Origin of the sequence: Minwuia thermotolerans, assembly GCF_002924445.1 — a bacterium.
Lineage (GTDB): Bacteria > Pseudomonadota > Alphaproteobacteria > Minwuiales > Minwuiaceae > Minwuia > Minwuia thermotolerans.
On sequence record NZ_PIGG01000064.1, the window covers coordinates 210,756 to 224,499 of the forward strand.

Genomic DNA, 13,744 nt, shown 5'->3' on the forward strand with positions numbered 1-13,744 from the left:
ACGACATGGACAGCCCGCGCAACAGCCGACCGCCGCTGGACGCCGACTGCCAGGCGCTGCTGGACGGCCTGGCCGCCGGGGGCGGCGGCATCGACAAGCCGGACCATCACCAGATGCGCGCCGGCTACAATGCGGCCAATCCGGCCTTCAATCCGCCGACGCCCGATCTCGCCTCGGTCGAGAACTCGACGGCCCCCGGCGACGGGGCAGGACAGCCGGACGTGCCCATCCGCATCTATCGTCCGCGCTTCGCGCCCGCCGTGGCGCCTGCCCTGGTCTTCTTCCACGGCGGCGGCTGGGTCATGGGCGATCTGGAATCGCATGACGCGCTCTGCCGCATCGTGGCCGCGCGCAGCGATGCTGTCGTGATCGCCGTCGACTACCGTCTGGCGCCGGAGCATCGATTCCCGGCGGCGGTCGAGGACTGTGAACATGCCTGGCGCTACATCGCGGAGAACGCGCGGCGCCTCGACGTCGATCCGGCCCGCCTCGCCGTCGGCGGCGACAGCGCCGGTGGCAATCTGGCGGCGGTGATCGCACGCCGCCTGCGCGATGCCGGCGGGGCGCAGCCAGTTTTCCAGGCGCTGATCTATCCGGCCACCGACTTCACCGCCGAGGGCGGATCGCTGGTGGAGAATGCGACGGGCTATTTCCTGACAAAGGCGGCGATCGACCTGGTGAGTTCGATGTACGTGCCCGACGCCGGGGCGCGAAGGAACCCCGACGCCTCGCCGCTGCTGGCCGACGATCTCTCCGGCCTGCCGCCGGCGCTGGTGCAGGTCGCCGGCTATGATCCGCTGCGCGACGAGGGCGTGGCCTACGCCGATCGCCTGCGCGAAGCCGGGGTGACTGTCGAACTCATCGAATACCCGACCGTGGTTCACGGATTCATGCGGATGATCAAGCCGGTCGCCATGGCCCAGGCGGCCCTCGACGACTATGCGGCGGCGCTGAGGCGGGTGTTCAGAGAGGCGTAAGCCGCGTCTCGCCGGCCCGGAGTTCGCCGTCGGGCCGCTCGATCCGCAGCATGGCCAGCGCCCGGTCGCCGAGGCCCGAACGCACAGCGCCGACTTCCTTGCCGTCGATCGTGACCGGGGTTCCGGGGTCGGGCAGTTCACCGTCCACCGTCACCGGCGTCAGGCGCTTGCGGACATTGCCGCGGTATTTGGTGCGCGCCGTCAGCTCCTGGCCGACATAGCAGCCCTTCTTGAAGTCGATGCCGTGGAACTCGTCGATGCGGTTCTCCAGCAGGAAGGAGCGTTCGACCTCCATGTCGCGGCTACCGTCGGGCACGCCGCATTCCAGCCGCCGGCGCTCGTAGTCGGCGAAGGGCCGCTCCTCGCCGGGGATATCCGCGCCGGCGGGCAGCAACGCGCGGCGGCCCATGTCTGCATGGCGGGGATCCTGGAATTCGATCGGCGCCCCGGCGCTGCCCGCAAGCAGGGCAATCACCGTCCAGCCGGCGCTGACGTCCGCGAGTTCGACCTTCGCACGCAGCTTGTAGAGCGTCAGCCGCCGCTTCAGGTCCTCCAGCCGGTCGGCCTCGCAGTCGAGAAGGATCGCGCCTTCGCCATCGCGGACGACGAAGAAGTCATGCAGGAACTTGCCCTGCGGCGTCAGCAGCGTGGCGTAGACTCCGGTCTCCGGCGATGCCGGCGCAACATTGTTGGAGACGAGGTTCTGCAGGAAGCTTTCGGCCTCCGCTCCGGCGACGCTGAGGACGCCCCGGTTCGGCAGCTTCACATGTGTCGGTTCGGTCGCGGTCATGGGCGTTGATGTGTTCGGGCCGGGGCGGAAATCAACTCCGTCTCATGTCCTGCCGAAGACCTTGAGCAGGAAGACGTAGTTCAGCGCCACTTCCTTCAGCTTGTCGAAGCGGCCGGCCGAGCCGCCATGGCCCGATTCCATGTTGATCTTCAGCAGAAGCAGATTGTCGTCGGTCTTGCTTGCGCGCAGCTTCGCCGCCCATTTCGACGGCTCCCAGTAGGTCACGCGCGGGTCGGTCAGCCCGCCATTGATCAGCATCGCCGGATAGGCCTTCGCCTCGACATTGTCGTAGGGGCTGTAGGACAGCATAAGGTCGTGGACCGCCTTCGTCGTGATCGGGTTGCCCCATTCGGTCCATTCGGGCGGGGTCAGCGGCAGGCTGTCGTCCAGGATCGTCGTCAGGCAGTCGACGAACGGCACCTCGGCGACGACGGCCTTCCAGAGGTCGGGGCGCATGTTGGCGACCGCGCCCACCAGCATGCCGCCGGCGCTGCCGCCGTGGATGGCGATCTCGCCGGCCCGGGCCCAGCCGCGTCCGATCAGGGCCTCGGCGGCGGAAATGAAGTCGCGGAAGGTGTTGGTCTTCTTCTCCAGCTTGCCGTCGAGGTACCAGCGGTAGCCCTTCTCCATGCCGCCGCGGATATGGGCGATGGCGTAGACGAAGCCGCGGTCGACCAGGCTGAAACGGTGCGGACTGAAGCTCGCCGGGATGGAGATGCCGTAGGAGCCGTAGCCGTAGAGCATCAGCGGTTCGTTCCCGTCCAGCCGCGCGTCGGCGCGATGGAGGACGGTCACCGGGATTTCCTCGCCGTCATGGGCCTTCGCCTGGATGCGCCGGACGACATAGTCGGCCGGGTTGTGGCCGGAGGGGATTTCCTGCTCCTTCAGCAGTTCCCGCTCCCGCACGACCATGTCGTAGTCGAACACCCGTTCCGGCGTCGTGGGCGAGGAGTAGGAGAACCGCAGGCGGCCGCTCTCGTACTCCTGCCCGCCGCCGATGCCGAGCGAATAGGCCTCCTCGTCGAAGGCGATCTCGTGGCTTTCGTTCGTCGCCGTGTCGGTGATGACGATGCGGGGCAGGGCGTCCACGGTCTCCAGGCGCGCCAGCCAGCCCGAAAATGCCGTGACACCGCGCAGCAGCACGCCCTCGCGCGCCGGCACGAGTTCGCGCCAGTTCTCCTCGCCCGGCGCCGCCAGCGGCGTCTCCATCAGCTTGAAGTCCACGGCGCCGTCGCGGTTGGTGCGGATGATCAGCCGGTCGCCCTGATCGGTGACATCGTATTCATGGCCCTCGCGCCGCGGCGCGATCACGACCGGATCGGCGTCGGGGCGATCGGCGGGGAGAATCCGCACTTCGGTGGTCTCGGAAGCGTGCGAGACGATGTAGACCAGTTCCCGGCTGTCGCCCTCGTCGACCCCCAGGTAATAGCCGTTGTCGGTCTCGTGATAGACGAGACGGTCCTTCGACGGATCGTCGCCGATGCGATGGCAGTAGACCCGGTCCGGGCGCAGATCCTCGTTCAGCGCGGTATAGAAGTAATGGGCGTTGTCCTTCGCCCAGACAATGTTGCCGTGTGTGCCTTCCGGGCCTTCGTCGACGACCCTGCCCGAATCGATGTCGCGCACCCTGACCCGATAGAGTTCGGAACCCTTCACGTCCTCGGCCCAGGCCAGCAGCCTGTGGTCGAAGGACTGACGCACTGCGCCGAGACGGTAGAAAGCGTGCTCCTTCGACAGCGCGTCACCGTCCAGCAGGATCTCTTCCGGGCCGCCTTCGCGCGGTTGCCGGCAATAGAGCGGATGCTCGCCGGCCTCCTCGAAGCGGACGTAGTAGGCGAAGGGCCCGTCCGGCAGCGGCGGGGACGAATCGTCGGCCTTGATGCGGCCCTTCAGTTCCTCGAACAGCTTCCCGCGCAGGTCGGCGACGTCGGCCAGCATCGCTTCGGTGTAAGCGTTTTCGGCTTCCAGATAGTCGCGGATGTCCCGCCGCAGAACCGACGGGTCGCGCATCACCTCGCGCCAGTTCTCGTCGCGCAGCCAGTGGTAGGGATCGTCGCGCTCCACCCCGTGGGCGGCCAGCCTGTGCGGGCGGCGTTCGGCGATCGGCGGAGAAATCGTCATGGTCTGGCTCATTCCGGGCTTTGAGGGAAGCGGGCGCGGCGACTATAACCGGCCCGTTGGCGTGACAGGAGGGGATATGGGATGAAGCCCGAACGAGACCACCCCATGGCGATCGAGGCGGCGCGTCTGGTCAGCCGGATGCTGATCGAGACGAACTCCGTGCATTTCAACGCGGACAAGCCGTTCATCTTCACCGCGGGCTGGGCCAGTCCCGTCTACATCGACTGCCGCCGGCTGATTTCCTTCCCGCGCGTCCGCCGGAAGATCGTCGAGCTGGCCGGGGAGAATCTCGGCCGTGAAGTCGGCTTCGAGAGCTTCGACAGCGTCGCCGGCGGCGAGACCGCGGGGATTCCCTACGCCGCCTGGATCGCCGATCATCTGATGCTGCCGATGCAGTATGTCCGCAAGAAGCCGAAGGGCTTCGGCCGGATGGCGCAGATCGAGGGCGAACTCAACGAAGGCGACCGGGTCCTTCTGGTGGAGGACCTGACCTCCGACGGCGGCTCGAAGGTCAATTTCTGCGAGGCGATCCGGAAGGCCGGCGCAAAGGTCGATCACGCCTTCGTCGTCTTCTATTACGCCATCTTTCCCCATGCGGCGGCGAACTTCGAGAAGGCGGGAGTCGAACTCCACCATCTCGCCACCTGGTGGGACGTGCTGGATGCGGCCCGGGCCAGCGGCTATTTCGAGGCCCGGACGCTCGACGAGGTGGAAAAATTCCTGAGCAATCCCATCGGCTGGTCGGCCGCGCACGGGGGACGTTCAGAGGCGCCTGCCTGAGCGGTGGATCCGCTTTGTCGCAGTGCAATAAATATCATTGTGCACTGCGATAGAAACGCCTATGTCTGATAGACGAAGCGCGGGGCGTTCGACGCCCGCCCGTCGTTCATCAGGACATGGGACATTTCGATGACTGACCAGAACAAATCCGAGCAGGCGGACGTGAAGACCGCCGAGACGGCTTCCAAGCCGGCCGAGACCGCCGCCGATACCGCTGCCGATACCGCCGCAGATTCCGCGAAGGTCGCCGAGACAACCGTTGCGAAGACGGCGGCGGCGACGAAGACGGCTGCGGCAGCCGTACAGAAGGCCGCGCCGAAGAAGACCGCCGCCACCGCGCGGAAGGCTGCGCCGAAGAAGGCCGCCGCCGCGAAGCCGGCCGCGCCGAAGAAGACTGCCCCCGCTGCGAAGTCCTCTGCCGTCAGGAAGCCGACCCCGGCGAAGGCCGCCGCGGCCACCGCGCAGAGCTCCGCCAGGGCCGCCGACCATGCGGCAACTGCGGCGCTGTCGATCTCCAACGAGATCGGCGAGTCGATCGCGGAGTTCGTGCGCATGCGGATCGACGACAACATGGATTTCGTCAACGAACTCAGCCAGATCGAGTCGCCCGCCGACCTGATCAAGGCGCAGCAGAACTATTTCGAGGATGCGGCCAAAGCCTACAGCCAGCATCTCACGGCCCTGAACGACAAGTATCAGAACATGTTTACCCGCTCCTTCGAGCCGTTCATGAACGGCTTCAAGGATCAGGCCGATCAGTGGCGCCGCTTCGCGGGCGTCTGAGCCATCAATTCGCCTTGCACGGCGAGGGCCGTTGTCTTCCGGGACAGCGGCCCTTCTTTTTTGCATTTTGCGAAGATTGCGTTTGAAACGCGGCCCGCGCTCGGCAATAGTCGTAGCCCTATCAACGGCATGGTGGACGGTCCCCGGCGATGACGGAAGGCGGCAATCGACGCGTATTGCTGATCGAGGACAGCCGATCTCTGATCCGCGCCTATGAACACTATCTCGCCGACGAACCCTTCGAACTGACGACGGCGGAAACCGGCGGCGAGGCCGTGCAGGAACTGGAACAGCGCCGGTACGACGCCGTGCTGCTCGATCTCAGGCTGCCCGACATGGACGGCATGGAGATCCTGAAGCGTCTGCAGCAGCGCGGTGACAAGACGCCGGTGGTGGTGATCACCGCCCATGGCTCCATCAACATCGCGGTCGAGGCGATGCGCCTTGGCGCCTACGACTTCCTGGTCAAGCCGTTCAACAAGGAGCGGCTGGTGCTGACCCTGCGCAACGCCACCGATCTGGGGCGCCGGGTGGAGACCGGGGAACTGCAGGAAGCCGCTGACGACGGCAACGAGTTCCATGGTTTCGTCGGCGGCTCCGGGGCCATGCAGCAGGTCTACAAGACATTGAAGATGGCCGCGGCCAGCAAGGCCACCGTCTTCGTGGTGGGCGAATCGGGTACGGGCAAGGAACTGGCCGCCCACGCCGTCCATGCGCTGAGCCCGCGGGCCGCCGGGCCGATGGTCGCCATCAACTGCGCCGCGATTCCGAAGGGGCTGATCGAGAGCGAGATCTTCGGCCATGTGCGCGGGGCCTTCACCGGCGCCGTCCAGGACAGGGAAGGCGCGGCCTCGCGGGCCCACAACGGCACGCTGTTCCTCGACGAGATCTGCGAGATGGACCTGGACCTGCAGAGCAAGCTGCTGCGCTTCGTCCAGACGGGCAGTTTCGAGAAGGTCGGCGACAGCCGCACGCGCCATGTCGACGTGCGCTTCGTCTGCGCCACCAACCAGGACCCCATGGAGGCCGTCCGGGAAGGGCGTTTCCGCGAGGATCTGTTCTACCGCCTGCACGTCATTCCCCTCAGCCTGCCGCCGCTGAGGGAGCGCGGGGACGACATCATGCTGATCGCCGAACGCTTCCTGCAGCAGTTCGCCGAGGAAGAGCGCAAGGATTTCTGCCGCTTCAGCGCCGATGCGGCAGCGGCGATGACGGCCTATCACTGGCCCGGAAATATCCGGGAACTGCAGAACATCGTCCGCTCCATCACCGTGCTCTACGATGGCGACGAAGTGACCGCGGAGATGATGCCGCCGGCGATCAAGGCCGGTCGGCCTGCGTCAGGGCCGGGCGCGGCCCATGACATCGCGGCGCCGGCTCCGGCTGCGGCCCCGCGCACCGAAGCCGACATCCGGCCGCTGGAGGACGTCGAGCGCGAGGCCATCGAGCAGGCGGTGGAATTCTGCCAGGGCAATATCGCCCGCGCCGCCTCCCTGCTCGGCGTCAGCCCCTCCACGATCTACCGCAAGAAGCAGGTCTGGGAGGCCCGGGAGGAGGGCTGAAAGCTTCAAGCCGCCGCGGATATCACCAGATAAGAGTGCAGTCCGCATCACGCAGGAGAAGAACATGCCCCGCAAACGCGACGACGCCGGCAAGTGCATCCAGGCCGCCATGACCCTGGCGGGCCTGTCCGGCTGGCGCAATGTCAGTCTCTACGACATCGCCGAGGAGGCAGGGCTGGAGGTCGGCGAGGTTGTCGCCGCGGTCGGCAGCCGCCATGGCGTCATCCGGGAAATGGCGCGCAGGGCGGATGCGGCGATGCTGGCTGCGGTCGACGAGGACTGGCGCGATGAGGGCGTACGCGATCGCCTGTTCGCGCTGCTGATGGCCCGTTTCGACCATCTCAGGCCGCATCGGGAGGGGCTGCGCGCCGTCCTCACGTCCCTGCCGGCGGATCCGCTCGGCGCGCTGACGCTGGCGGCGGAGCCCGGAATGCGCTCGATGAAGCTCGCTCTCGAGGCTGCCGGCGTATCGTCGGGTGGCCCTCTCGGGCGCATGCGGGCGCGCGCTCTGGCGCTGGCCTATGGCGACGCCTTCCGGACGTTTCTCGACGACGACAGCGACGACCTCTCGCGCACCATGTCGGCGCTGGACCGGCGGCTCAAACGCCTAGAAAATCTCGCCGAGCGGTTCAGCCGCAGCCGTTTCGGACGGAGCGGCCGGACGGGACGCCCCGAAAGCGACACGCTTCCCGACGCCGTCTGAAGCCCGCGGGGGACCTTTCCGGCTTCCCGGTTCAGGTCGTCGCGGCCTCGCCGACATTGTCGACGCCGCGCTCCTCGAGCACCGTCGTCAGCCAGTCCGGATCCATCTCCGGCACCGATGAGAGCAGCAGGTCCGTATAGGGATGGTGCGGCGGGGTGAACATCTCGGTCTTCGGCCCCTGCTCCACCACGCGGCCCTGTTTCATGACGACCACCTCGTCGGCGATGGAGCGCACCGTCGCCAGGTCGTGGGTGATGAACATGTACGCCAGGTCCAGTTCCCGCTGCAGGCGGTCAAGCAGCCTCAGGATGCCTTCGGCGACAAGCTGGTCAAGCGCGCTGGTGACCTCGTCGCAGATGATGAATGCAGGTTCCGCCGCCAGCGCCCGCGCGATGCCGATACGCTGCTTCTGGCCGCCGGAGAGCTCCGGGGGGTAGCGGTTGTAGAACTTCGACGGCTCCAGTTCGATCAGATCGAGCAGTTCGTCCACCCGGCTCTTCAGCGCCGTGCCCTTCAGGCCGCTGTAGAACTGCGCCGGACGGCCGATGATCTCGCTGATGCGCACCTTCGGATTCAGCGCGGTGTCGGCCATCTGGTAGATCATCTGCGCCTGGCGGAGCTGGTCCTTGGTGCGCTGCTTGTAGCTTGGCGGCAGCTCCTCGCCCTTGAACAGGATCTTGCCCTTGGTCGGCGGCAGCAGGCCGGTGATGCAACGGGCCGTGGTGGACTTGCCCGAGCCGGATTCGCCCACGACCGCGACCGTCATGCCCGAATAGACGTCGAAGGAGACATCCTCCAGCACCTTCGTCGTGCCATAGGCGGCGTCGATGTCCTGCACCGAGACTACGGGCACGGCGTCGCCGCCGGGCCGCGGCTTCTGCTCGCGCTTGAAGCTGCGTACCGCCCAGAGGCTCTTGGTGTAGTCCTCCTTCGGATTGTCGAGCATTTCCGCCGTCGGCGCCTGTTCGACCTCATCGCCCTTCAGCAGCACCTTGATTGTGTCGGCCATCTGCGCGACCACCGCGAGATCGTGGGTGATGTAGATGGCTGCGGTGTTGAACTGGTCGACGATGTCGCGGATCGCGGCCAGCACCTCGATCTGCGTGGTCACGTCCAGCGCCGTGGTGGGTTCGTCGAAGATGATCAGGTCGGGCCTGCAGGCCATGGCCATGGCCGTCATGGCGCGCTGGAGCTGGCCGCCCGAGACCTGGTGCGGATAACGGAAGCCGATCTCCCGCGGGTTGGGCAGGCGCAGGCGCTCGTAGAGCTCCATGGCGTCTTCCTGCGCCTGCAGCCGCTTGTTGATGCGGTAGTGCACCGGCGCTTCGGTGTGCTGATCGATCAGCTTGTGAGCCGGGTTGAACGAGGCCGCCGCGGACTGGGCGACATAGGCGATGCGGGAGCCGCGCAGCGCCTGCCGCTCCGACTCGGTCGACGTCGTCAGCTCCATGCCGTCGAACTCGACCGAGCCGCCGGAGATGCGGCAGCCATCGCGGGTGAACCCCATCGCCGCCAGGCCGATGGTGGACTTGCCCGCGCCCGATTCCCCGATCAGACCCATGACCTCGCCGCGATGCAGGGTGAGATCGATGCCGTGGACGATCTCGATCCACTTCTCGTCGGCATAGCCCTCGATGCGAAGGCCCTCGATCTCCAGAAGCACGTCCTTCTTCTTGTCGTTCATCGCAACTACTCCTTCAGGCCGGACGAGCGGTACAGCATCCAGTCGACCACGAAATTGACCGCCACGGTCAGCAAGGCGATCGCCGCGGCGGGAATGAGCGGGGTGAGCTCGCCGAACGAGATCAGCGTCGCGTTCTCGCGGACCATCGAGCCCCAGTCCGCGGTCGGCGGCTGGACGCCGAGACCGAGGAAAGACAGGCCCGCGATCAGCAGGAAGACGAAGCAGAACTCCAGACCGAACTCCGCGATCAGCGGCGCGGTGGAATTGGGCAGGATCTCCCGGCGGATCAGATACCACATGCCCTCGCCCCGCAGCCGGGCCGCCTCGATGTAGTCCATCACCACCACATTGCCGGCCACTGCCCGGGTGAGGCGGAAGACGCGCGGGCTGTAGATGATGGCGACGATGACGATCAGCACCGGCACGCTGGTGCCGAAGATCGACAGCAGCAGCAGGGCGAAGATCAGCGACGGGATCGACATGATGACATCGGCGACACGGCCCATGAACTGGTCGAACCAGCCGCCGCGCGTCGCCGCCAGCAGGCCTGCGAACGCGCCCATGAGGAAGGCCAGCAGAGTGGCGGTCAGCGCCAGGCCGACGGTATTGCGCGCCCCGTAGACGATGCGGCTGAACATGTCGCGGCCGAGCTGATCGGCGCCAAGCAGCATGACTTCGTCCGCCGGCGCGAAGGACTGCGAGACCACTTCCGCTTCGCCGAACGGCGCGATGATCGGCGCGAAGACCCCAAGGATCACATAGACGAAGATGACGAACAGTCCGAACGCCGCGGTCAGCGGCGCGGTGCGCAGCATCTTCGCCGTTTCCGGCCCGGAGATGGTGACCAGGAACTCGCGGAAGGCGTAAGACGTGCCTGCCGCCAGGGCCAGCACGCCGGCGCCGATGGTCACCGCCCAGAGTGCAGGCTCCCCGCCGACGATGCCCATCACGAAGGAGGCCAGCGTCAGCGAGAAAAGCAGCAGGAAGACCGTACGCTTCTTGTAGTACGCAGCTCCGCAGGAAGCACCGATCAGGAGCGCGTAGTAACCGATGACGAAATAGTTCATGGCGCGCCCCTCACTTCGGATGCCGCAGACGCGGGTTGGTCAGGATCGCCCCGACATCGGCCGCGAGATTGAGCAGGATGAAGGTCGCCGCGAAGATCAGGCAGCAGGCCTGCACCACCGGGAAGTCGCGCTTGGTGACCGCGTCGACCAGTAACTGGCCGATGCCGGGATAGACGAAGACGACCTCCACCAGTACCACGCCGGTGATGAGATAGGCGAGATTGAGCGCCACCACGTTGATGATCGGCGCCCAGGCGTTGGGCAGGGCGTGGTGAACGATTACCTTCCAGGCCGGCGTGCCCTTCAGCCGCGCCATCTCGATATAGGGCGAGGAGAGCAGGCTGATGATCGCGGCCCGGGTCATACGCATCATGTGCGCCATGACCACCAGGACCATGGTCAGGGCCGGCAGGAACGTCCTGTTCAGAACTTCCCAGAAACTCATGTCGTCGCTGATCTTGGCAAGCGCCGGGAAATATCCGGTCTTCACCGCGAAAAACAGGATCAGGATATAGCCGAGGAAGAACTCCGGCGAGGAGATGGAGGTCAGCGTCGCCACGTTCGCGACGCGGTCGAACACCGAGTTGCGCAGCAACGCGACGACCACGCCCAGCATGATCGCGATGGGCACGGCGATGACCGCCGCGTAGGCCGCCAGGAACAGCGTGTTGGCGAAGCGCGGGCCGATGGATTGGCTGACATTCGCGCCTGAAACCAGCGAGACGCCGAAGTCGCCGACGACGGCGCCGGAAAGCCATTCCAGGTAGCGGACCGGCGCCGGCCGGTCGAGACCGAGCTGCTCGCGCATGGCCGCGACGTTCTCTTCCGTCGCGCCCTGGCCGAGCACGGCCTGCGCAATGTCGCCGGGCAGCATTTCCACGGCGCTGAAGATCAGGATCGAGATGACGAACAGCGTCAGCAGCCCGAGGCCCAATCGTTTCAGAACGATTCTTGCAACATCGCCCATGTCACCCCCTCCGATGGGACCGCCACGATATCCGGGCGGTGCTTCCCCCTCTTCGAACCCCGGACAGCCCTGGCCGGCCGGAATTGAAATCGATTAACGAATTCGACGGACCACAGCGGTCCGGAACCGGTCCGCCGGGTCCTCGAGCAAGACGGGCCGGCGCCCCCCGGCGCCGGCCCCCCGGTGCATGATCAGCCTTCGAACCACCAGCGGCTCGGCGCCCGGGCGCCGTCGCACGACCAGCTCGCGGCCAGGTTCGGGCCGTGCTTGACGTTGTTGCGCCGCGCGTAGACGAAGTTGTTGAAGAACGGGATGATGGTCCCGCCGTCATTGCGCATGAGCAAGCACATCTCGTGGTACATCTCCTCGCGGAGACCCTCGTCCAGTTCGGCCTTCGCCTGCAGCAGAAGCTCGTTGAAACGTTCGTTCTGCCAGTGGCTTTCGTTCCAGGCCGCGTCCGACTTGTAGGCCAGGGTGAACATGACGTCCGGCGTCGGCCGGGCGCCCCACGACACCGCCGTGAATTCTTCCTTCAGCCACACGTCGGAGTAGTAGCCGTCGTTCGGTTCGCGCACGACATTGATGTTGATGCCCGCCTTCTTGGCATGCTCGGCGTAAAGCACGCACAGGTCGACGGCGCCCGAGAAGACGCTGTCGGCTGTGTGGATGTCGACGGTCAGCCCCTCGGCGCCGGCCTTCTTCAGCAGGGATTTCGCCTGATCCGGATCGTACTCCCGCTGCGGGATGTCCTTGGGGAAGTACGGCTGCGACGGCGCCAGATGGAAGTCGTTGCCCATCGTCGCCGCGCCGAAGGCGATCTTGTCGATGATGCTCTGGCGGTCGATCGACAGCTTCAGCGCGTTGCGGACGTTGACATCGTCGAATGGCGGTGTGTCGCAGAACATGGGCAGGGTGATCGCGGCGCCGGAAGGCACGTTGTCGACCACGATGTTCGGATTGCGCTCCAGCAGCGCCAGCGTCTTCAGATCGACCAGCGAAACGCAGTCCACGTCGCCCGTGACCAACGCCGTCTGGCGTGCGTTCGGGTCGTTGAGGATGATCATCTCGACGCCGTCGAAATAGGCCCCCTCGCCATGCCAGCCATCGTGGCGGCTGAGGCTCCAGCTGACGCCGAACTCCCCGTTGTCGATCTTGTAGGGGCCGCAGCCGTCGCCCGACTGCCAGTCGATGGTGCCGTCGTCATTGGCCGGGCAGATGGCCAGATGGTAGTCGGTCATCAGCCAGGGCAGGTCGGCGTTGCCGCGGGACATCTTGACCACCACCGTGTGATCGCCGTCGGCCATCACGTCGGCGACGTCGGTCAGCAGCGCCTTGGCGGCCGACGTGGTCTTCTCGCCGCGATGGTGATTGATGGAAGCGACCACGTCGTTGGCTGTCACCGGCTTCCCGCTGTGGAAGGTGGCATTCTTGTTCAGCTCGAACGTCCACTGCTTGGCGTCCGGCGTTGCCTCCCAGGAGGTCGCGAGATCCGGACCGAGGCCATTGGTCGGCGTGATCTGGGTCAGATAGCTCCGGTACTGATGCGCCAGGAAGATCATCTGGCGCGTAACATAGGTGCCCGGATCGTGGGTGTCCGAGGTGTTGCCGTCGTGAATGCCCCAGCGGAAGGTGCCGCCCTTGCTGGGCGCAGCATGGGCGATCTTCGTCGACCAGAGTCCGGTTGCGGTTGAGGCCGTGATGCCGGCGGCGAGGGCGAAGTGCATGAAATCCCGGCGGGACAGACGGCCCTGCTTCGCTTCACGCGCCATGCGCTCGATGAGTTCGGATTCGGTTCTCTTGTCCATGATGTCTCCCAGTTAGCTCGGTCGGGCTCTTCGGTGTGTTTCCGCCCGTCTTGGATCCTGGCCTGATCGACCGGCCCCGCCCTGTCGCTCGAGGGCCGATGCTCAACGCCGGAACGCGCGCGGAACTGAACATCGCGGCGCGCCCTCGACATGGCCCATGCCAAATCCTTCTCATTGCCGGACCGATAGTCAAGCGCGAGGATCATAAGACCCTTGTTCGAATGAGATACATGCATGTCGCTTCGAGAGAAATGGATGTCGTTGGACAGCATTGCTGACCCAGAGGGTGCCCGCTTTGGCCTTCGAATATACGCGGTGGAGGCCGGCTCTGACATTGCTTTGTATTCAAATATTCGAGGTATGCCGCGTCAATACTGATCAGTCTGTTCTGTGGTTTGCTGATCAGGGCGAGAAAACGGATGGCGATGACCGCCGGTTGTTGGTTTACGACGCGTCAACCATTGCCGCCCGCGCGGTCAGCCGTTGCCGCCTGTGCCCTCGGGCC

At 65.9% G+C, this 13,744-nt stretch carries 11 protein-coding genes; 5 read left to right on the plus strand and 6 right to left on the minus strand.

Annotation, left to right across the window (positions count from 1 at the left end; all coding sequences use genetic code 11):
* The first annotated feature begins 5 nt into the window (after positions 1–5).
* Positions 6–977 (plus strand): alpha/beta hydrolase, encoded by a 972-nt coding sequence (locus CWC60_RS18120; RefSeq protein ID WP_206420012.1) that lies wholly within the window; start codon positions 6–8, stop codon positions 975–977.
* On the opposite strand, the gene ygfZ is transcribed toward CWC60_RS18120, so the two are convergent.
* Entirely contained in the window at positions 964–1,767 is an 804-nt protein-coding gene (gene ygfZ, locus CWC60_RS18125) for a CAF17-like 4Fe-4S cluster assembly/insertion protein YgfZ (protein WP_109795320.1), read from the minus strand. The two genes, CWC60_RS18120 and ygfZ, sit on opposite strands and share 14 nt — an antisense overlap.
* 42 nt (positions 1,768–1,809) lie before the next feature.
* On the minus strand, positions 1,810–3,888 hold the full coding sequence (locus CWC60_RS18130; protein WP_206420013.1) for a S9 family peptidase: 2,079 nt from the start codon (positions 3,886–3,888) through the stop codon (positions 1,810–1,812).
* A gap of 105 nt (positions 3,889–3,993) precedes the next feature.
* On the opposite strand from CWC60_RS18130, the gene CWC60_RS18135 reads away from it, so the two are divergent.
* From CWC60_RS18135 to CWC60_RS18150, 4 genes are all read left to right on the plus strand, one after another.
* Positions 3,994–4,668, plus strand: a complete 675-nt coding sequence (locus CWC60_RS18135; RefSeq protein ID WP_164516630.1) for an orotate phosphoribosyltransferase — start codon at positions 3,994–3,996, stop codon at positions 4,666–4,668.
* A 129-nt stretch (positions 4,669–4,797) separates the two neighbouring features.
* Positions 4,798–5,451 (plus strand): phasin family protein, encoded by a 654-nt coding sequence (locus CWC60_RS18140; RefSeq protein WP_109795323.1) that lies wholly within the window; start codon positions 4,798–4,800, stop codon positions 5,449–5,451.
* Between the two features lie 149 nt (positions 5,452–5,600).
* A complete protein-coding gene (locus CWC60_RS18145; RefSeq protein ID WP_109795324.1) occupies positions 5,601–7,013 on the plus strand; it encodes a sigma-54-dependent transcriptional regulator in 1,413 nt (470 codons plus the stop codon).
* A gap of 64 nt (positions 7,014–7,077) precedes the next feature.
* Positions 7,078–7,716: a hypothetical protein gene (locus CWC60_RS18150; protein WP_109795325.1), complete on the plus strand. Its 639-nt coding sequence runs from the start codon at positions 7,078–7,080 to the stop codon at positions 7,714–7,716.
* Between the two features lie 31 nt (positions 7,717–7,747).
* Here the strand turns inward: CWC60_RS18150 and CWC60_RS18155 are convergent, their stop codons facing one another.
* The 4 genes from CWC60_RS18155 to CWC60_RS18170 form a co-directional block, all read right to left on the minus strand.
* Positions 7,748–9,400 (minus strand): ABC transporter ATP-binding protein, encoded by a 1,653-nt coding sequence (locus tag CWC60_RS18155; protein WP_109795326.1) that lies wholly within the window; start codon positions 9,398–9,400, stop codon positions 7,748–7,750.
* 5 nt (positions 9,401–9,405) lie between these two features.
* Positions 9,406–10,467 carry an ABC transporter permease gene (locus CWC60_RS18160; protein ID WP_109795327.1) on the minus strand — a complete coding sequence of 354 codons (1,062 nt, stop codon included), beginning with the start codon at positions 10,465–10,467 and terminating at the stop codon, positions 9,406–9,408.
* 10 nt (positions 10,468–10,477) lie between these two features.
* On the minus strand, positions 10,478–11,434 hold the full coding sequence (locus CWC60_RS18165) for an ABC transporter permease (protein WP_109795328.1): 957 nt from the start codon (positions 11,432–11,434) through the stop codon (positions 10,478–10,480).
* A 191-nt stretch (positions 11,435–11,625) separates the two neighbouring features.
* Positions 11,626–13,239, minus strand: coding sequence for an ABC transporter substrate-binding protein (locus CWC60_RS18170; RefSeq protein WP_109795329.1), 1,614 nt, complete (start codon positions 13,237–13,239; stop codon positions 11,626–11,628).
* Between the last annotated feature and the right edge of the window lie 505 nt (positions 13,240–13,744).

Excerpts from the sequence above, each read along its gene's own strand:
- ygfZ (WP_109795320.1), bottom strand. The coding sequence starts at position 1,767 with ATGACCGCGACCGAACCGACACATGTGAAGCTGCCGAACCGGGGCGTC.
- CWC60_RS18135 (WP_164516630.1), top strand. The coding sequence starts at position 3,994 with ATGGCGATCGAGGCGGCGCGTCTGGTCAGCCGGATGCTGATCGAGACG.
- CWC60_RS18155 (WP_109795326.1), bottom strand. The coding sequence starts at position 9,400 with ATGAACGACAAGAAGAAGGACGTGCTTCTGGAGATCGAGGGCCTTCGC.
- CWC60_RS18145 (WP_109795324.1), top strand. The coding sequence starts at position 5,601 with ATGACGGAAGGCGGCAATCGACGCGTATTGCTGATCGAGGACAGCCGA.
- CWC60_RS18150 (WP_109795325.1), top strand. The coding sequence starts at position 7,078 with ATGCCCCGCAAACGCGACGACGCCGGCAAGTGCATCCAGGCCGCCATG.
- CWC60_RS18165 (WP_109795328.1), bottom strand. The coding sequence starts at position 11,434 with ATGGGCGATGTTGCAAGAATCGTTCTGAAACGATTGGGCCTCGGGCTG.
- CWC60_RS18170 (WP_109795329.1), bottom strand. The coding sequence starts at position 13,239 with ATGGACAAGAGAACCGAATCCGAACTCATCGAGCGCATGGCGCGTGAA.
- CWC60_RS18140 (WP_109795323.1), top strand. The coding sequence starts at position 4,798 with ATGACTGACCAGAACAAATCCGAGCAGGCGGACGTGAAGACCGCCGAG.
- CWC60_RS18120 (WP_206420012.1), top strand. The coding sequence starts at position 6 with ATGGACAGCCCGCGCAACAGCCGACCGCCGCTGGACGCCGACTGCCAG.
- CWC60_RS18160 (WP_109795327.1), bottom strand. The coding sequence starts at position 10,467 with ATGAACTATTTCGTCATCGGTTACTACGCGCTCCTGATCGGTGCTTCC.
- CWC60_RS18130 (WP_206420013.1), bottom strand. The coding sequence starts at position 3,888 with ATGACGATTTCTCCGCCGATCGCCGAACGCCGCCCGCACAGGCTGGCC.